17 protein-coding genes are annotated in these 17965 nt (G+C 67.3%); 9 read left to right on the plus strand and 8 right to left on the minus strand.

Going from position 1 to position 17965, the window contains the following annotated elements; translation table 11 throughout:
* Positions 1 to 6: 6 nt before the first annotated feature.
* Both ACV22Z_RS26420 and ACV22Z_RS26425 read right to left on the minus strand, forming a co-directional pair.
* Positions 7 to 1152 (minus strand): porin, encoded by a 1146-nt coding sequence (locus ACV22Z_RS26420; protein WP_448079220.1) that lies wholly within the window; start codon positions 1150 to 1152, stop codon positions 7 to 9.
* 28 nt (positions 1153 to 1180) lie between these two features.
* Positions 1181 to 2626 (minus strand): purine-cytosine permease family protein, encoded by a 1446-nt coding sequence (locus ACV22Z_RS26425; RefSeq protein WP_448079221.1) that lies wholly within the window; start codon positions 2624 to 2626, stop codon positions 1181 to 1183.
* A gap of 366 nt (positions 2627 to 2992) precedes the next feature.
* On the opposite strand from ACV22Z_RS26425, the gene ACV22Z_RS26430 reads away from it, so the two are divergent.
* From ACV22Z_RS26430 to ACV22Z_RS26445, 4 genes are all read left to right on the plus strand, one after another.
* Positions 2993 to 4141, plus strand: a complete 1149-nt coding sequence (locus ACV22Z_RS26430; protein ID WP_448079222.1) for an aromatic ring-hydroxylating oxygenase subunit alpha — start codon at positions 2993 to 2995, stop codon at positions 4139 to 4141.
* A 37-nt stretch (positions 4142 to 4178) separates the two neighbouring features.
* Positions 4179 to 5639: an NAD-dependent succinate-semialdehyde dehydrogenase gene (locus ACV22Z_RS26435; protein ID WP_448079223.1), complete on the plus strand. Its 1461-nt coding sequence runs from the start codon at positions 4179 to 4181 to the stop codon at positions 5637 to 5639.
* A 151-nt stretch (positions 5640 to 5790) separates the two neighbouring features.
* The gene (locus tag ACV22Z_RS26440) at positions 5791 to 6756 is read left to right on the plus strand and encodes a PDR/VanB family oxidoreductase (protein WP_448079224.1); all 966 of its coding nucleotides are present in this window, start codon (positions 5791 to 5793) and stop codon (positions 6754 to 6756) included.
* Between the two features lie 162 nt (positions 6757 to 6918).
* On the plus strand, positions 6919 to 7989 hold the full coding sequence (locus ACV22Z_RS26445; RefSeq protein WP_448079225.1) for a PAS domain-containing protein: 1071 nt from the start codon (positions 6919 to 6921) through the stop codon (positions 7987 to 7989).
* Positions 7990 to 8102: 113 nt separating this feature from the next.
* Here ACV22Z_RS26445 and ACV22Z_RS26450 read toward each other — a convergent pair whose 3' ends face one another.
* Positions 8103 to 9182 (minus strand): tartrate dehydrogenase, encoded by a 1080-nt coding sequence (locus ACV22Z_RS26450; RefSeq protein WP_448079226.1) that lies wholly within the window; start codon positions 9180 to 9182, stop codon positions 8103 to 8105.
* 190 nt (positions 9183 to 9372) lie between these two features.
* Here ACV22Z_RS26450 and ACV22Z_RS26455 point away from each other — a divergent pair, with 190 nt between their 5' ends.
* On the plus strand, positions 9373 to 10281 hold the full coding sequence (locus ACV22Z_RS26455; RefSeq protein WP_448079227.1) for an HTH-type transcriptional regulator ArgP: 909 nt from the start codon (positions 9373 to 9375) through the stop codon (positions 10279 to 10281).
* Positions 10282 to 10292: 11 nt separating this feature from the next.
* Here the strand turns inward: ACV22Z_RS26455 and ltaE are convergent, their stop codons facing one another.
* The 3 genes from ltaE to ACV22Z_RS26470 all read right to left on the minus strand — a co-directional run bounded on the left by ltaE (position 10293) and on the right by ACV22Z_RS26470 (position 12505).
* Positions 10293 to 11306, minus strand: coding sequence for a low-specificity L-threonine aldolase (gene ltaE, locus ACV22Z_RS26460; RefSeq protein ID WP_448079228.1), 1014 nt, complete (start codon positions 11304 to 11306; stop codon positions 10293 to 10295).
* 322 nt (positions 11307 to 11628) lie between these two features.
* Positions 11629 to 12153 (minus strand): hypothetical protein, encoded by a 525-nt coding sequence (locus ACV22Z_RS26465; protein WP_448079229.1) that lies wholly within the window; start codon positions 12151 to 12153, stop codon positions 11629 to 11631.
* 13 nt (positions 12154 to 12166) lie between these two features.
* Positions 12167 to 12505, minus strand: a complete 339-nt coding sequence (locus tag ACV22Z_RS26470) for a hypothetical protein (RefSeq protein ID WP_448079230.1) — start codon at positions 12503 to 12505, stop codon at positions 12167 to 12169.
* Between the two features lie 563 nt (positions 12506 to 13068).
* On the opposite strand from ACV22Z_RS26470, the gene ACV22Z_RS26475 reads away from it, so the two are divergent.
* The 3 genes from ACV22Z_RS26475 to ACV22Z_RS26485 are packed head-to-tail and all read left to right on the plus strand — an operon-like array spanning position 13069 to position 15660.
* Positions 13069 to 14481 (plus strand): cytochrome ubiquinol oxidase subunit I, encoded by a 1413-nt coding sequence (locus tag ACV22Z_RS26475; protein WP_448079231.1) that lies wholly within the window; start codon positions 13069 to 13071, stop codon positions 14479 to 14481.
* 32 nt (positions 14482 to 14513) lie between these two features.
* Complete coding sequence (gene cydB, locus ACV22Z_RS26480) at positions 14514 to 15521, plus strand: cytochrome d ubiquinol oxidase subunit II (protein WP_448079232.1); 1008 nt, start codon at positions 14514 to 14516, stop codon at positions 15519 to 15521.
* The gene (locus ACV22Z_RS26485; protein WP_448079233.1) at positions 15493 to 15660 is read left to right on the plus strand and encodes a hypothetical protein; all 168 of its coding nucleotides are present in this window, start codon (positions 15493 to 15495) and stop codon (positions 15658 to 15660) included. Before cydB ends, ACV22Z_RS26485 begins: the two co-directional genes overlap by 29 nt.
* 202 nt (positions 15661 to 15862) lie before the next feature.
* Here the strand turns inward: ACV22Z_RS26485 and ACV22Z_RS26490 are convergent, their stop codons facing one another.
* The gene (locus tag ACV22Z_RS26490) at positions 15863 to 16582 is read right to left on the minus strand and encodes a hypothetical protein (RefSeq protein WP_448079234.1); all 720 of its coding nucleotides are present in this window, start codon (positions 16580 to 16582) and stop codon (positions 15863 to 15865) included.
* Between the two features lie 98 nt (positions 16583 to 16680).
* Between ACV22Z_RS26490 and ACV22Z_RS26495 the strand changes: the two genes are divergently transcribed.
* Complete coding sequence (locus ACV22Z_RS26495; RefSeq protein WP_448079235.1) at positions 16681 to 17589, plus strand: LysR substrate-binding domain-containing protein; 909 nt, start codon at positions 16681 to 16683, stop codon at positions 17587 to 17589.
* A 138-nt stretch (positions 17590 to 17727) separates the two neighbouring features.
* Here the strand turns inward: ACV22Z_RS26495 and ACV22Z_RS26500 are convergent, their stop codons facing one another.
* Positions 17728 to 17922, minus strand: coding sequence for a YqaE/Pmp3 family membrane protein (locus ACV22Z_RS26500; protein WP_065503455.1), 195 nt, complete (start codon positions 17920 to 17922; stop codon positions 17728 to 17730).
* Between the last annotated feature and the right edge of the window lie 43 nt (positions 17923 to 17965).

A 17965-nucleotide genomic window follows, 5' to 3' on the forward strand; every position in this document is an offset into this window, starting at 1 on the left:
CTCCGCTCAGAACGAATGGCGCATGCCGATGCGCACGTCGGCCTGCGTCGTCGTCGACGACGGCACGAAGCTGTAGCCGATCACCGCATCGACGCCGTGCGATGCCCGCAACCAGTCGCCGGACAGGTACACGTCGGTGCTTTTCGACAGCAGGTAATGGAGCCCCGCCGACACCTGGTTCCAGTGATGCTGCTCGAAATGCGTGTATTGATAGCCGCCGGCGACGCTGAACGCGGGCGTCACCTGCCAGTTCGCGCCGCCTTCGGCGACGTGCATGTGCGCCGACGCGCCGAACGCCTTGATCTGCGTGTACGTGTAGTCGCCCATCAGCGTCACGTTGCCGAGCGCGTAGCTCGTGCCGATGCCGAAGGTCGCCTGCTTGTCCACCGGGAACGGCGAATTCGCGTACAGGTCCGTCACCGCACCCGTCGCCGGATCGACGCTGACGGTCGGCCGGCCGAGGAACGTGTGCGTGCCGATCATTGCGTACGGATCGAACGCGTAGATGCCGTTCGGATCGTTGAGCTGCGTGTACGCGGCACCGATCGAGAACGGGCCGTGCTCGTACTGCGCACCCGCGCTCCACGCGCTGTTGCGGTGGAAGTTGCCGGCGACGTTGCCGAACGAATACATCCCGCCGAAATGGAACCCGCCGAACGTGTTCGACACGAACTTCACCGCATTCGGCAGGTGATCGCCGTTGAAGCGGTCGAAGTCGCCCTGGTTGATCGCGTAGCCGCTCGCCCACGCGGTCACGTTGTACAGGTAGACCATCTCCTGCGTCATGTCGACCTGGTTGCCGAACGTCAGCGTGCCCCAGCCGTTCTTCAGGCCGACGAACGCCTTGCGGCCGAACATCGCGTTGCTGCCGCCGGCCATCTGGCCGTTGCCGAGGTGAAAGCCGCTTTCGAGAACGAACAGCGCCTGCAGGCCGCCGCCGAGGTCCTCGGTGCCCTTCAGGCCCCAGCGGTTCGCATACGACACGCCGTCGTCGAACTTCACGACGTGCGCGCCGCCCGTATTGGACACGTAGGTGATGCCGGCATCGAGCACGCCGTACAGCGTGACGCTGCTCTGTGCGCGGCTGTCCGTCGCCGCGCACGCCAAAGCCAGCGCTGCCAGCGGCAGCGCCTTCGAAACAATGCTCTTCATCGCTTGTCGGGAATTCGGTCGTGACGGATCAGTTCAGGCCGCGATCGGCTTCCTGGACGAGCTTGCGTTCCGCTTCGGTATCGAGCGAACGGCATGCCCACAGATAGACGAGCGCGGCAACCGGCAGGCCGACCAGCATCGCGATGTCGGTACCACCGAGCGCGCGCGCGACGGGGCCGCTGTACATCTCGGTCTTGAAGAACGGGATCATCGCGACGAAGCCGATTGCGTACGCGGTCAGGCCGCGCCAGTTCCAGCGGCCGTAGATGCCGCGCGGATTGAAGATCTCGCGCACCGAGTAGTGCGTATGGCGGACGAAGAAGAAGTCGACGAGGTTGATCGCGGTCCACGGCGTGAACAGGTAGCCGAGGATGCCGAGGAAGTCGCCGAACTTGCCCATGAAATCGTCGGATGCGGAGAACGCGAGCGACGTCGCGACGAACGCGACGATCAGCAGGCTCACGATGCGCTTGCCGGCGCTCGACTTCAGCGGCTTGAACGAATCCGTGATGCTGAGCAGCGTCAGCGACGCGCCGTAGAAGTTGAGACCCGTGATCGCGAGCAGCCCGAGCAGCGACAGCAGCAGCGTGATCGAACCGAAGCCCGGATAGATCGCGTCGCCTGCGCGCTGCACGGCGTCGGCAATCTCGATCTTCGAGTTCAGCGCGGCAGCGGCCGTGCCGACCAGCATCATCCACACGCCGCCGATCAGCGCGCCCGTGAAGGTCCACCAGAACGTCGCGCGCACGCCGGTCGTCGGCGGCAGGTAGCGCGAATAGTCCGACACGTAGATCGACCACGAAAGCTGGTATGCGGCGGCCGCGAACAGCTGCACGAGGAACGGCGTCGCCTTGAAGCCCGCGAACGACAGCTGCTCGGCGGGGAACGGCACCTTCACGCAGATGCCGACGCTGAACAACGTCAGCGCGATCAGCAGCGCGATCGCGAGCCAGCGCTGCGCCTTGTGGATCAGGTCGTAGCCGAACACCGCCAGCGCCACCGCGACCGCGGTGAACACGATATAGCTGACGTGCGGCTCGGTGCCGAGCAGGTGATGCGCGGTCTGGCCCGCCATCAGCTGGTTGAACGAGTTGTAGCCGACGTACGTGACGAGCGCGACGACCCACACGAGCAGCGCGCCCATGTAGCCGAACTGCGGCCGCGACTGGATCATCTGCGGCAGGCCGAGCTGCGGGCCCTGGCTCGAGTGGAACGCCATGAAGAACGTGCCGAGCAGGTTGCCGACCAGCACCGCGATCGCGCTCCACAGCAGGTTGCCGCCCATGCTGACACCGATCGCGCCGCACGCGATCGTCGCGAGATTCGCATCGCCGGTAAACCACACCGGCCACAGATGCCACGCCTTGCCGCGCCGCTCCGCGAGCGGCACGTAATCGATCGAACGCGCCTCGATGCGCGATTTGCTCCGGCCGGCGTCCACTGCCAGCCCGGGGGCTACTGCGTCCTGTCTCATGTCTCCTCCATGTGCGTCCGGCGGCACCGGTCGCGCGCCGGCCGCCGGCCGGGTTCGAGCCCGGCGGCGGCACGACTGTCGACCTTGCGCCGACGGCGTTACCTTCAGTTAACGATGAACTACTGGTTAACAATGGTACGCAGTTCAATTCGACGGCCGTACTAGCGCATCCGCCTATTGACGTATTCAAAAATAGTCTCGGCTTGTGATTAAACGCAAATATCAGACAAATTCCGCCATCGCCGGCGATCGAAATGCGTCTATTCCGGGATAACCCTGATCCAAATCAAGCCATACATCACCTATATTTCGTTAACCGTTAGTTTTAACGTAACCAACAGTTAATCCCAAGAGTCCGACGCCATCATGACCTACCTCCCGATCGAATTCCACCAGAAGGCCAAGCTGCCGGCACTCCCGGCCGATTTCTGCGCGAACCCGGAACTCGCATGGACGATCCCGAAGACCTATTACACGTCGCAGGAAGTCTTCAAGGCGGAGGAAGAGAAGATTTTCGCCGACACGTGGATCTGCGTCGCGCACCGCAGCGAGCTGGCCGACGCGAACCAGTATGTGACGCGCGAGGTGATCGGCGAGAACATCCTGATCGTGCGCGGCAAGGACAAGGTGCTGCGCGCGTTCTACAACGTGTGCCCGCACCGCGGCCACCAGTTGCTCGAAGGCAGCGGCAAGGCGAAGAACGTGATCACCTGCCCGTACCACGCGTGGACCTTCAAGCTCGACGGCGCGCTCGCGCACGCGAACAACTGCGATCACGTGCTGGAGTTCGACAAGGAGAACTCGAGCCTCGTGTCGGTCAAGGTCGAGGAATACGCGGGCTTCGTGTTCATCAACCTGAACCCGGAAGCCACCACGGTCGAGGACCAGCTGCCCGGCATGCAGGACCGCCTGCGCGCCGCGTGCCCGGTGATCGACGACCTGAAACTCGCCGCGCGCTTCGTCACCGAGACGCCCGCGAACTGGAAGTCGATCGTCGACAACTATCTCGAGTGCTACCACTGCGGCCCCGCGCACCCCGGCTTCTCCGACTCGGTGAAGATCGACCAGTACACGCACACGCTGCACGGCAACTGGACGGTGCAGTTCGGCCATGCGCAATCGTCGGAGCGCTCGTTCAAGCTCGACCCGTCGATCACCGACGCGAGCTTCCAGGGCTTCTGGGCGTGGCCGTGCACGATGTTCAACGTGCCGCCGGGCGCCGACTTCATGACCGTGATCTATGAATTCCCGGTCAGCGCGGAAGTCACGCTGCAGCACTACGACATCTACTTCCTGAACGAAGAGCTGACCGACTACCAGAAGGACCTGATCGAGTGGTACCGCAACGTGTTCCGCCCGGAAGACCTGCGCCTCGTCGAGAGCGTGCAGAAGGGCCTGAAATCGCGCGGCTATCGCGGCCAGGGCCGGATCATGGTCGACCAGCGCCGCAGCGGCGTCAGCGAGCACGGCATCGCGCACTTCCACAACCTGCTCGCGCAGAAGTATCAGGACTGAGCCGCCCCGCACCAGGACAACCGAGGACACCCCCGACATGACTTCCGTTCAACAACCGGGCCTGCTGCGTGAGCAGGCGTACATCGCCGGCCAGTGGCGCGGCGCCGACGACGGCGCGACGCTCGCCGTCACCAACCCGTCGACGGGCGAGCTGATCGCGCACGTGCCGAACATGGGCGCGGCCGAGACGCGCGCCGCGATCGACGCCGCGCACGCGGCGTTCGCGAGCTGGCGCAAGACCACCGCGAAGGAGCGCGCACGCCTGCTGCGCAGGTGGTTCGAGCTGATCATGGCCCGCCAGGAAGACCTCGCGGCGCTGATGACGCGCGAACAGGGCAAGCCGCTCGCCGAAGCGCGCGGCGAGATCGCGTACGCGGCGTCGTTCGTCGAATGGTTCGCCGAGCAGGGCAAGCGCATCGACGGCGACGTGATCCCGAGCCCGAACCCCGACCAGCGCCTCGTCGTCACGAAGGAGCCGGTGGGCGTGTGCGCGGCGATCACGCCGTGGAACTTCCCGGCGGCGATGATCACCCGCAAGGCCGCGCCGGCGCTCGCCGCGGGCTGCACGATCGTGATCAAGCCGGCCAACGAGACGCCGCTGTCCGCGTTCGCGCTCGCGGCGCTCGCGGAGGAAGCGGGCATTCCGGCCGGCGTCGTCAACGTCGTGACCGGCAAGTCGCGCGAGATCGGCGCGGAAATGACGTCGAGCCCGCTCGTGAAGAAGCTGACCTTCACGGGCTCGACCGAAGTCGGCCGGCTGCTGATGCGCCAGTGCTCGGACACGGTCAAGAAGATGTCGCTCGAACTCGGCGGCAACGCGCCGTTCATCGTGTTCGACGACGCCGATCTCGACAAGGCTGTCGAAGGCGCGCTGCTGTCGAAGTACCGCAACGCGGGCCAGACCTGCGTGTGCGCGAACCGCTTCTTCGTGCACGACGCCGTGTATGACGAATTCTGCCGCCGCTTCGCGGCGCGCGTCGCGGCGTTCAACGTCGGCGACGGCTTCGACGCGGACGTCAACATCGGCCCGCTGATCAACGAAGCCGCGCGCGACAAGGTCGACGGCCTCGTGCGCGATGCGGTCGAGCAAGGCGCACGCGTGCTGGTGGGCGGCGCGCCGCATGCGCGCGGCGGCAACTTCTACGCGCCGACCGTGCTCGCCGATGCGAAACCCGGGATGGCCGTGCTGACCGAGGAGATCTTCGGGCCGGTCGCGCCGATCGTGCGCTTCACGACCGACGATGAAGTCGTGCGGCTCGCGAACGATTCGATCTACGGCCTCGCCGCGTACTTCTACAGCCGCGACATCGGCCGCGTGTGGCGTGTTGCCGAGCAGCTCGAATACGGGATCGTCGGCATCAACAGCGGCCTGATCTCGAACGAAGTGGCGCCGTTCGGCGGCGTCAAGCAGTCGGGCATCGGCCGCGAAGGCTCCAAGTACGGGATCGACGACTTCCTGTCGATCAAATACCTGTGCATGGGCGGCGTGAGCGCCTGATCCCGTTGACGGGCGCGGCGGGTTTCGGCCCCCGCGCCGCTTGTCCGTCACTTTGTCCGTCCCTTTGTCCCTGTCCGAACGACCCAGCGATACCCGCCGCGCGGTACCGATCCGATCCGATGCGATCCGCCCGCCGGCAAAGGAATGCCCGATGAATGCCCGTGAATCGATCTCCGTCGACGTCGTCGCCGTCGAGAACCTGACCCCGCTGATCAAGCGCTTCACGCTCGCGCTGCCCGACGGCGCGGCCCTGCCGCCGTTCAGCGGCGGCGCGCACGTGCTCGTGTCGATGCAGGACGGCGACGCGTGGCATCACAACGCGTATTCGCTGCTCAGCTCGCCGCATGACACGCGGCACTACCAGATCGCCGTGCGCCGCGAGGAAGCATCGCGCGGCGGCTCGGCGTTCATGCACGACCGCGTTGCGGCCGGCACGCAGCTCTCGATCGGCTCGCCCGCGAACCTGTTCGAGCTCGACCGCCGCGCGCGCCGCCACGTGTTCATCGCGGGCGGCATCGGCATCACGCCGTTCCTCGCGCAGCTCGCCGAACACGCGCCGGGCGGCGACGTCGAACTCGAACTGCATTACGCATACCGCAGCCCCGAGCATGGCGCGTTCGTCGACGAACTGAAGGCCGGCCCGCACGCGGCGAACGTGCACACGTACGTCGACAGCCTCGGGCAGCGCCTCGACCTGCTGCACCTGTTCAAGTCGCTGCCGGCCGACACGCACGTGTACGTGTGCGGCCCGCAGGGGCTGAACGACGCGGTGTACGCGAACGCGGCGCTGCTCGGCTGGCCGAAGGCGCAGCTCCATTCCGAGCAGTTCGCGGCGACCGACACCGCCGGCCAGGCGTTCACGGTCGTGCTCGCGCGCTCAGGTCTCGAGCTCGAGGTGCCCGAGGACACGACGATCCTGCAGGCGATCGAGCGCGCGGGCGTGAAGATCGAATCGCTGTGCCGCGAAGGCGTGTGCGGCACCTGCGAAGTCGCGATCCTCGAAGGCGAGGCCGACCACCGCGACCAGTACCTGGACGACGACGAAAAGGCCGCGCAGAAGACGATCCTGCTGTGCGTGTCGCGTGCGCGCACGCCGCGCCTCGTGATCGACCTGTAAATATTTCCTCGCGCCGTATCCGTTAAACTACCGCGGATACAGGGAAACCCGGCGCGCCATCCCCTCCCGACGCGGCGGCATGGCCCGCGGCCCGCACGATGCGGCCGCGAGCCATGCCGCCCTTGTCGTTTGGCTGCGCGCCGCCGTCACGAAGAGGAATGGATGTCCGAGGATACGTTCGCGTTCCGTCTCAAGGTGCTGCTCGAGCACAAGAAGCTGAGCCTGCAGCAGGTTGCCGACGTGGTCGGCATCTCGCGGCCGGCCGTGCACAAGTGGACGCGCGGCGGCGAGATCGACTACTCGAACCTGCGCAAGCTGGCCGCGTTCCTCGACGTCAACTGGGTCTGGCTGCGCTACGGCGACGACGCGGTCAAGGATCTCGGCCTCGGCGCGCAGACCGAGCTGCCGATGACCGACCTGCGCCGCCGCTACACGGCGGAGATCGTGTCGAGCGAGGCGCGGATGAAGCAGGCGCAGGAAGCGGCCGGCATCGTCACGTGGGAATGGAATCTCGTCAGCGACGAGCTGATCTACTCGGCCAACTGCGCGAAGCTGTACGGCCGCGAAATCCACAGCAACGAGGAATTCTGGGAAATCCTGCACCCCGAGGAGCGCAGCTGGCTCAACAGCCAGGCGCTGCAGCAGGCGGTGGCCGCGCGCGAGCCGTACGTGTGGGAATTCCGGATCGTGCTGCCCGACGGCACGGTCCGCTGGATCGAATCGCGCACCGCAACGCTCGTCGACGATGCCGGCCGGCCGACCCGGATGGTCGGCACGACGATCGACATCAGCGCGCGCAAGGCCGTCGAACAGCGGCTGCGCGCGCAGATCGCGCTGCTTGCGGACGCCGAACGTCTGGCCGGGCGCGGCGCGTGGCAGTGGCGGCCCGCGCAGGACGAAGTGTTCGTGTCGGATGAATGGTGCCGGCTGTTCGGCGTGGATGTGGCTACCGCGCCGCGCCGCCATGCGGAGCTGCAGGCGCGCGTGCATCCGGACGACCGCGCGGCACGCGAAGCCGCGGTGCAGGGTGCGCTCGCGAGTCAGGGCGACTATCGCGCGCTGTACCGCGCGCTGTTGCCGGACGGCACGTTCCGGTTGCTGCTCGAACAGGGGCACGTGCAGCCCGCCGACGATGGTGAAGGGCTGCAGGTGACCGCCGTGTGCCGCGCGGCGGAGCCCGCGGACGCGATGGCATTTGCCGCGCAGCCGGCAGCGGCGGTCACGCCGCACTGAGCAGAACGCACGCGGCGGTCTGCGTTCTGCGTTCTGCGGTTGATCAGTCGAGTTCGCCGGCCCGGCCGGCGTTCGGCATCCCGAATCCGGCCTTGCACGACATGCTTGCGGCGTCAGATCGCCGCCGCGACCGCCTTGCCGACGGCCGTCGTATCCGCCGTGCCGCCCATGTCCGGCGTGCGCGGCCCGTCCACCAGCACCGTCTCGATCGCGCGCATGATTGCATCGTGCGCGTCCTTGAAGCGCGCATCGCCATCGCCGAGGAAATCGAGCATCATCGCGCCGGACCAGATCATCGCGATCGGGTTTGCAATGTTCTTGCCGAAGATGTCGGGCGCCGAGCCGTGCACGGGCTCGAACAGCGACGGGAACGTGCGCTCCGGATTCAGGTTCGCCGACGCCGCGAGGCCGATCGTGCCCGTGCACGCGGGGCCGAGATCGGACAGGATGTCGCCGAACAGGTTCGATGCGACGACGACGTCGAAGCGGTCCGGCTGCAGCACGAAACGCGCGGACAGGATGTCGATGTGCTGCTTGTCCCACGCGATGTCCGGATAGCCGGCCGCCACCGCCGCGACACGCTCGTCCCAGTACGGCATGCTGACCGCGATGCCGTTCGACTTGGTCGCCGCCGTCAGCTTCTTGCGCGGGCGCGCGTTCGCGAGCTCGAATGCGTACTTGAGAATGCGGTCGACGCCGTGGCGCGTGAACACCGCTTCCTGCAGCACGAACTCGCGGTCGGTGCCTTCGAACATCTTGCCGCCGACCGACGTGTATTCGCCTTCCGTGTTTTCGCGCACCACGTAGAAATCGATGTCGCCGGGCTTGCGGTTCGCGAGCGGGCACGGCACGCCGGGCAGCAGGCGCACCGGGCGCAGGTTCACGTACTGGTCGAATTCGCGGCGGAACTTCAGCAGCGAGCCCCACAGCGAGATATGATCGGGCACCTTGTCGGGCCAGCCGACCGCGCCGAAGTAGATCGCGTCGTAGCCGCGCAGCGTGTCGAACCAGTCGTCCGGCATCATCTTGCCGTGCTGCAGGTAGTAGTCGCAGCTCGCCCATTCGAAATGCGTGAACTCGAGGTTCAGCCCGAACTTCGCGCATGCGGCCTGCAGCACGCGCACGCCTTCCGGCATCACTTCCTGGCCGATCCCGTCGCCTGCGATCGCGGCGATCCTGAATGTCTTGCTCATCGTTCGTTCTCCGTTGCGTCTGGTCGAAGCGGCTGCGTGCAGTGAGCGCACGCAGCGCATGACCGACAGGATGCCGGAAAGCGCGCCGCGGATAATCGGCCGGACCGTGGACGCATTCCGCACGCTTCGTGGACAATCGCGTGTGGCCGCTGGCCCGTTACTTGTTCACCTTCACAGGACTTCATCCGACATGTCGATGACGATCGATCCGAAGCAGGCCGCCGCGCTGCTGGCCGTCGCCGACACCGGCAGCTTCGAGCAGGCGGCCGTCCGCCTGCACGTGACCGCATCCGCCGTCACGCAGCGCGTGCGCGCGCTGGAGGCGAGCCTCGGCACGCCGCTCGTGCTACGCACGCGGCCGTGCCGGCCGACCGTCGCAGGCCAGCGCGTGCTGCAGCACGTGCGCCGCGTCGCCCTGCTGCAGGCCGACCTGCAGAACGCGCTCGCCGCCGAGCGCGCGTCGCCGATCTCCGTCACGATCGCGCTCAACTCCGACAGCCTCGGCACGTGGTTCCTGCCCGCGCTGACGTCGGTGCTGGCCGGCGAACGCATCCTGTTCGAGCTGATCGTCGAGGACCAGGACCACACGTTCGCGCTGCTCGAAAGCGGGATGGCGGTGGGCTGCGTGACGACCGAGCCGAAGCCGATGCGCGGCTGCGTCGCGACGCCGCTCGGCACGATGCGCTACCGGCTGCTCGCCGCGTCCGCGTTCGCCGCGCACTGGTTTCCACGCGGCCTGACCCGCACGAGCGCGCGCCGCGCGCCTGTCGTCGCGTATTCGCGGCGCGACACGCTGCAGTCGTCGTTTCTCGAGGAAAAATTCGGCTTGCCCGTCGGCGCGTATCCGTGCCACTACGTGCCGGGCACGCACGCGCATTTCGCGGCCGTGCAGCACGGGCTCGGCTATGCGATGGTGCCGGCGCCGCTGCTCGGCGACACACCGGTCGACGCGCAAGGGCTCGTCGATCTCGCGCCGCGGCATCCGACCGACGTCACGCTGTACTGGCATGCATGGACCGTGCAGTCGCCGGCGATGGCGTCGCTGTCCACGCGCGTCGTCGAAGCGGCGCGGCGGCTGCTCGCGCCGCTCGCGCGCTGAAGATCGGGTAATTACGCGCGCCGCTGCGCGAAATACGCGCCGACCGCGTTGACGAACGTATCGATGTCATCGCGCGACACGTCGCAGTGCGTGACGAAGCGCGACGCATAGAGCATCTGCGTGAGGATCCCGCGTTCCTTGAGCCACGCCTCGAGCGGTGCGAGATCGGCTTCGGGGAACTGCGCGAACACCATGTTCGTCGCGTGCGACTGCACCTTCACGGGCTCGATGCGCGCCAGCCCTTCGGCGAGGCGCGCGGCATTCGCGTGATCGTCCGCGAGCCGCTCGACGTTGTGCTCGAGCGCATACAGGCAGGCCGCCGCGAGAATGCCCGACTGCCGCATCCCGCCGCCGAGCACCTTGCGCCAGCGATGCGCGCGCTCGATCAGCGGCCGGCTGCCGACCAGCACCGAGCCGACCGGCGCGCCGAGGCCCTTCGAGAAGCAGATCGACACCGTGTCGAACGGCGCGCACAGCTCGGCGATCGAGCGGCCCGACGCGACCGCCGCATTGCACACGCGCGCGCCGTCGAGGTGCGCGGACAGGCCGCGGCTGCGCGCGACCGCGACAGCCTCTTCCGCGTAGCCGGTCGGCAGCACGCGGCCGCCGATCGTGTTTTCGAGCGCGAGCAGGCGCGTGCGCGCGAAGTGGTTGTCGATGGGTTTGATCGCGGCGACGATCTTGTCGATCGGCAGCGTGCCGTCGAGCGCGTTCTCGATCGGCTGCGGCTGGATGCTGCCGAGCACCGCCGCGCCGCCGCCTTCGTATTTGTAGGTATGCGCGAGCTGGCCGACGATGTATTCGTCGCCGCGCTCGCAATGCGCCATCAGCGCGGCGAGGTTGCTCTGCGTGCCGCTCGGAAAGAACAGGCCCGCCTCCTTGCCCGCGCGCTCGGCCGTCGCGGCCTGCAGGCGCAGCACGGTCGGATCGTCGCCCCACACGTCGTCGCCGACTTCGGCGGCAGTCATCGCGGCCAGCATGGCCGAGCTCGGACGCGTCACGGTATCGCTGCGTAAATCGATCATCGTTGTTCCCTGAGTGAACGTGTGCCGATACGGATCCACCGATACCGGCGGTGCAGAAACGAGACTCAGAGTGTACGCAATAAGCCGTGCGCTTGCCGGGCAGTTGTCCGCCTGACGCCGGACGTGCCGCGCATGACGACACGCGATACCCATCGTTGCGGATTGCGTGTCGGCTCCGCTTGCCGCGCCAGCTCCCGCAACGCGTCGTGCAATGCCGCGCGACGCGTCGCTGAAGCATGTCGTGCCATGCGGCTTCGCAGCGTACCCGGCGATGCTGCGCGGCATGCCGCCAGCGCAGCTCGCGACGCATCGCAGCGCGCCGTCAGTAACGCGGTGGCGGCGGCTGCACGCCGGGCGGTGGCATCGGCGGCGCGGCACGCTGCGCGCCGCTATAGCCGCCGCTCATCCCGCCCGGCATCGGCACGCGGTTGCCGGTCGCGTACATGCATTGCAGGTACGCATAGTCGTAGCTGCGCTGCACCTCGTACGCAGAACCCTGCGCGGCGCCCGCGCCCACCACGCTGCCCCCGAGCAGGCCAGCTCCGGCGCCGACTGCCGCCCCCCGGCCGCCGCCGAACGCGGCGCCCGCGGCCGCACCGATCGCCGTGCCGACCGCCGCGCTACCGACTGCGCTCGCCGTCGACGCCTGTCCGGCGGTCACGCCGCCCGATTGCTGGAATGCGTACTGGCGGCAGTTCGCATCGTCGACGCGGAACTGGTCGAACGACTTGCCCGTGCCGGGCAGCGCCATCACGGTCGGGCCGGTCGGCACGTACGCGCACGCGCTGACGAGGCCGGCGAGCACCGCCAGCGCGGGCCAGCGTACATATCGAATCGCTTTGTTCATCGTTGCGCCTCCATCACTGCGGCCGCGCCGGCACCGACCGCCAGCCCGACTTGCAGTCCTTCACGTACGGGTAGTAGTGCTTCGACGCGTCGCAGTAATACCAGACGTCGCCGGCGCCGCTTCCGGAGGGCCCCGCTTGCGCCTGTCCCTGTTCGACGTACTCCGGCGGCGGAGGTGGCGCGACGGGCACCGCGACGACGGGCGGCGGGTAGTAATAGGGGGCAGGCACGACGGGGTAGTAATACGGGTAGCCGCCGCCTACCCAGACCCCGACACGCGCGGCGTGGGCGACGCCCGCCGTGCCGATCGCCATGGCGGCGACAGCGCCCAGCGCGAGCTTCGAAGCATTCACGTCTCGATCTCCGAAAAAACCGGTTCGCGATCGCGAACCCGACGCACTCAACGCTACGCTGCGCGCGATCCGGCATCCATTACGGGCACGCAAGGCAATGTTGCACGGCGTTACCGGTGTGACAGACGCAGCGCGCAGCGGCCGTCGGTGCGTGCGCAAGCGTTACCGGCTAATGCGTCGAAACGGTCGGCCGGCCGGCTCGAACTGCCTGGACCGCCGGCATTCGCGGAGGGTTCAGACCCGACGCCGCGGCCGCATCGCACCACGCGCGGCGCCATACGCCGATCCTACTCCTGGCCGCGCGCTCCCGATGACGCGACGCGCCATATTGACGCAGGTGCGGCAGACCGCCACGGCGCGCCCGCGCGCGCCTCGCACCGCGTTCTTGATACGAATCAACGATTTATCCCATAAAGACCGCGCACGGTCTGGACATCTGCGACGAGTTGGCACATTTCGCACCGCAACATCGCGTCCCATACTCCAGCCAACCCTGCGGCCCATCGCGGCGAGGGTCCGTCGGCAGGCCCGCCGGCGGGTATCGACAGCTTCGGTCAACAGGTATGGATACCGCATTTTCGGCCCTCGATCTGGCCCGCCTGCAGTTCGCATTCACCGTCTCCTTTCACATCGTCTTTCCGGCGCTGAGCATCGGCCTCGCGAGTTTCATCGCGGTGCTCGAATACCGCTGGCTCAAGACGGGCAAGCCGTACTACAAAACCCTTTGCCTGTTCTGGTCGAAGATCTTCGCGGTCGCGTTCGGGATGGGCGTCGTCTCCGGCGTCGTGATGAGCTATCAGTTCGGCACGAACTGGTCCGGCTTCTCGAGCTTCGCCGGCTCCGTCACGGGGCCGCTGCTGATGTACGAGGTGATGACCGCGTTCTTCCTCGAAGCCGGCTTCCTCGGCATCATGCTGTTCGGCTGGAACCGCGTGAGCCCGCGCGCGCACTTCGGCGCGACGCTGATGGTCGCGATCGGCACGATCATCTCGACGTTCTGGATCCTCGCGTCGAACAGCTGGATGCAGACGCCGCAGGGCTTCGAGATCGTCGACGGCCGCGTCGTGCCGACCGACTGGTTCGCGGTCATCTTCAACCCGTCGTTCCCGTACCGTCTCTTCCACATGGCGATCGCCGCGTTCATCGTGGCCGCGCTGGTGGTCGCCGCGACCGGCGCATGGCACCTGCTGAAGGGCCGTCGCGACCAGGGCGTGAAGAAGATGTTCTCGATGGCGCTGTGGCTGCTGCTCGTGCTCGCGCCGGTGCAGGCGCTGATCGGCGACCAGCACGGCATCAACACGCTGAAGCACCAGCCGGCGAAGATCGCCGCGATCGAAGGCCTGTGGGAAACCGAGAAGGGCGGCACGCCGCTGAACCTGTTCGGGATTCCCGACATGAAGGCCGAAACGACGCGCTACGCGGTGAAGGTTCCGCATCTCGGCAGCCTGATCCTCACGCATACGTGGGACGGCGAGATCCGCGGCCTGAAGGAGTTCCCGCCGGAGGACCGGCCGAATTCGACGGTCGTGTTCTGGAGCTTCCGGATCATGGTCGGCCTCGGCTTCGCGATGATCGGGCTCGCCGCGCTCGCTTGGTTCCTGCGCCGCCGCGGCCGGCTGTATGAGTCGAAGTGGTTCCAGCGCTTGGCGCTCGCGATGGGGCCGACCGGCTTCGTGTCGCTGCTCGCGGGCTGGGTGACGACGGAAGCGGGCCGCCAGCCGTGGGTCGTCTACGGCGTGATGCGCACCGCGCAGGCCGTGTCGCCGCTGTCCGTGCAGCAGGTCAGCATCTCGATGATGACGTTCGTGATCGTGTACTTCCTCGTGTTCGGCACCGGCGTCTACTACATGCTCAAGCTGATGAAGGCCGGCCCCGCGCTGCCCGACGTGCCGCATGACGACAAGCCGGATACGCGCCCCGACCACACCGCGCGCCGTCCGATGTCGGCCGTCGACGAGCTGATCGAGACCGCCTGAGCGGCCCACCTTTTCCGCAAACGAGAAAACCTATGGACGTCACCGTAATCTGGGCCGCGATCATCGCATTGGGGCTCTTCATGTACGTCGTGCTCGACGGCTTCGACCTCGGCATCGGCATCGTCTTCCCGTTCTTCCCGGACGAGAAGGAGCGCAACCTGATGATGAACACGGTCGCCCCCGTGTGGGACGGCAACGAGACCTGGCTCGTGCTGGGCGGCGCCGGCCTGTTCGCGGTGTTCCCGGTCGTCTATTCGACCGTGCTGTCGGCGCTGTACCTGCCGCTGATCTTCATGCTGGTCTGCCTGATCTTCCGCGGCGTGTCGTTCGAGATCCGCGCGAAGGCGCGCCGCACCAAGCACCTGTGGGATCTCGCGTTCATCGGCGGCTCGGCCGGCGCGACGTTCTTCCAGGGTGTCGCGCTCGGCGCGTTCCTGCAGGGCATCGACGTGAAGAACGGCGTGTTCGCGGGCGACGCGTTCGACTGGCTCACGCCGTTCAGCCTGCTGACGGGGCTCGGCCTGATCGTGACCTACGCGCTGCTCGGCTGCTGCTGGCTCGTCGCGAAGACCGAAGGCGACCTGCAGCGCCGCCTGCATCGCGTCGTGTGGCCGCTGACGGTCATGCTGCTCGCGTTCATCGCGATCGTCAGCCTGTGGACGCCGCTGCAGGATCCGGCGATCGCCGAACGCTGGTTCGATTCCGGGCTGTTCTCGCGCCTGCTGCCGGTGCCGTTCCTCGTCGCAGGCTGCGCGGTGTGGATGTATCGCGCGGTGCGCAGCCGGCACGACATGACGCCGTTCGTGCTCGCGCTCGCGCTCGTGCTGCTCGGCTATGTCGGCCTGCTCGTCAGCCTGTTCCCGTATGCGATTCCGCAGAACATGACGATCTGGGAAGCGGCAGCGCCGCGGGAAAGCCAGACCTTCACACTGGTCGGCGCAGCCGTTATCCTGCCGATCATCATCGCCTATACGACGATGGGTTACTGGGTATTCCGAGGCAAGGTGCGCCATGAAGACCAGCACTACTACCACCACTGAGCACGACGCCGCGCCGCGCTCGAAACTGCGCGGCTGGATGTGGTTCGTGCTGCTGTGGGCAGGCGGCGTCGCGGGCGCGGTGACGCTCGGCTATGCGTTCAAGATCTTCATGAACCTGACGCTGTTTGCGGTGAAGTAGGACCGCCGTGCCGCGTAGCGCAACATCGCGCGCGGCACGCATCGTGCCCTCGCCCGTCACATGGTCGTCCGTGCTGCGTGCCCGACGCGACGACCGGCAACACGGGAGCCCGCCCGTCGGCCTCCGCGCGTGCATCGCGTCGTCCGTCGAGCATGCGTTGCGGTTATCCCCTTCCCGCATGATTTGGCCCTGTGCACACTGGTCATTGCCCGCACGGCGCCGTCGTGCACATCGCCTTGTCGACTGCCGCGAAAAACGTCTGATAGAACGCCGGCTCGACGACGGTCTTGGAGCGCGAATCGCCGTTGCTGTCCCACACCGTGCGATCGAACCGCACGCGCACCATCGCGTCGTCAGTGCCGCCCGTGCCGCGCGTCGTACGGACCGCCACGATCGCGGCCACGCGCTCGTGATCGGGCTTCGCCGGAACCCATCCGATGCGGGCCTTCACCGCGCCGCGCAACACCTGCCGCCATGTCGGCATCAGCGTGTCGCTGCGGCCCGCTTCGACGAGCCCCGTGTCGCGATCGACCGTCACCGGTGCATAGCCCTGCGCGCGCAGCACTTGCGCAACCGCGTCGAGCGCACGCGCCTGCGTGGCGCCCGCATAGCGGCGATCGCTCAGCATGCGCAGCGCCTGCTGCTCCGCATCGGTCAGATCGACCTCGGTCTGGCTCGAGCTGTAGCGCACCAGCGAACCGCCGCTGCCGATCTGCCGCTCGTTCGCCGCCGGCTTGCCGGCGCATCCGGCCAGCGCGGCGATGAAGCACGCGCCGGCGAGCGCCAGCGCGCGGCGGCCGCGTGCCGACGGCAGCGCGGCTTCGCCATCCGACGACCACGGCCGCCAGGTCCGTGTCCGCCGGGCTCGGCGAAAGCGGCGCATTCCGGTTGAGCGGGCATCGGGCGGCGATTTGATCGTCATCGGGGCGTTCTCCTGTCGGCGCAATCATAGGGACGCGCCCTGCCCTCGACAAACGACATTTTCTGACCGACTGTGTAGCTTTTCTTCGCGATCGCACGATGCGCCGACTGCCGCCCCTGAACGCGCTGCGCAGCTTCGAAGCTGCCGGACGCCTGCAAAGCCTGACCCTCGCCGCCGACGAGCTGAACGTGACCCAGAGCGCGGTCGCGCAGCAGATCCGCGTGCTCGAATCGTTCTTCGGCCAGAAGCTGTTCGAGCGCGACGGGCGCGCGCTGCGGCTCACGCCGCGTGCGCGGCATTATCTGGTCGACGTCGCGAGCTGCCTCGGGCGGCTTGCGCAGGCGACCGGGCAGATGTTCGATTCAGGCGGCAGCCTGCCGATCCGCGTCGATACGTCTGCGTCGTTCGCGCACGGCTGGTTGCTGCCGCAACTGGCCGCGTTCCAGGCTGCGCATCCAGGCATCGACGTGCAGCTCGCCGCGACGCCCGACGCCGAGCAGGACCGGCTCGACGAGACCTGCGACGTGGTGATCCGCCGCTATACGCCGGAGCTGCGCCGCAAGGGTTTCGTGTCGCGGCCGCTGCTCGCGGGCGTCGCGGTGCCCGTCTGCGCGCCCGGCCATCCGCTGCTCGAGCGCTTGCGCGTGCCGTCCGACCTGCGCCATGCGCCGCTGCTGCACTACGCGGGCGTGCCGCAAGCCTGGCAGTACTGGTTCCATCAGGCCGGCACGGACATCACCGAGACGCTGCGTGGCCCGATCTATCGCGATTTCTTCCTGCTGCTCAAGGCCGCTGCCAGCGGGCTCGGCGTATGCCTCGCAACACGCGCCGTCGTGCTCGACGATCTCGCAAACGGCCGGCTCGTCGCGCTGTTTCCCGAGGTCCATCTCGAAGGGCCGCCGTTTCACTGCCTGTATCGCGACGATGACGACGACCGGCCGCTGCACACGTTCGTCGACTGGCTGTTCGCGCGCGCGGCGGAAATGGATGGGCCGGTGCAGGCCTGACGGCGGGGGCAAGCGCTATGGCGACTGGCTTGCGTCGTACCGTCGGCCGAATCCGAGTCGGGTCATTTCGGCACAAAACTATACAGATCATGCTGCTTGCTCCGCATGATCTGTATGGAAATCTGCCGAATTACCCGCTCAGCGCCGGCCGCCCAGCGCTTCCTCGATCTTGCGATCGGTCTTGTACTGGCTCAGCGCATAAACCGACCAGATCGCGGCCGGGATCCAGCCGATCAGCGTCAGTTGCAGGATGAGACAGATCAGCCCGGCGAACGGACGGCCGATCGTGAAGAACTGCAGCCACGGAACGAGCAGGGCGAGAATCAGGCGCATCGAAAACCTCTTGGTGCGTTGTTGAAGGAGTGTGCGCGGTCAA

It is taken from the genome of Burkholderia sp. PU8-34, assembly GCF_053427725.1.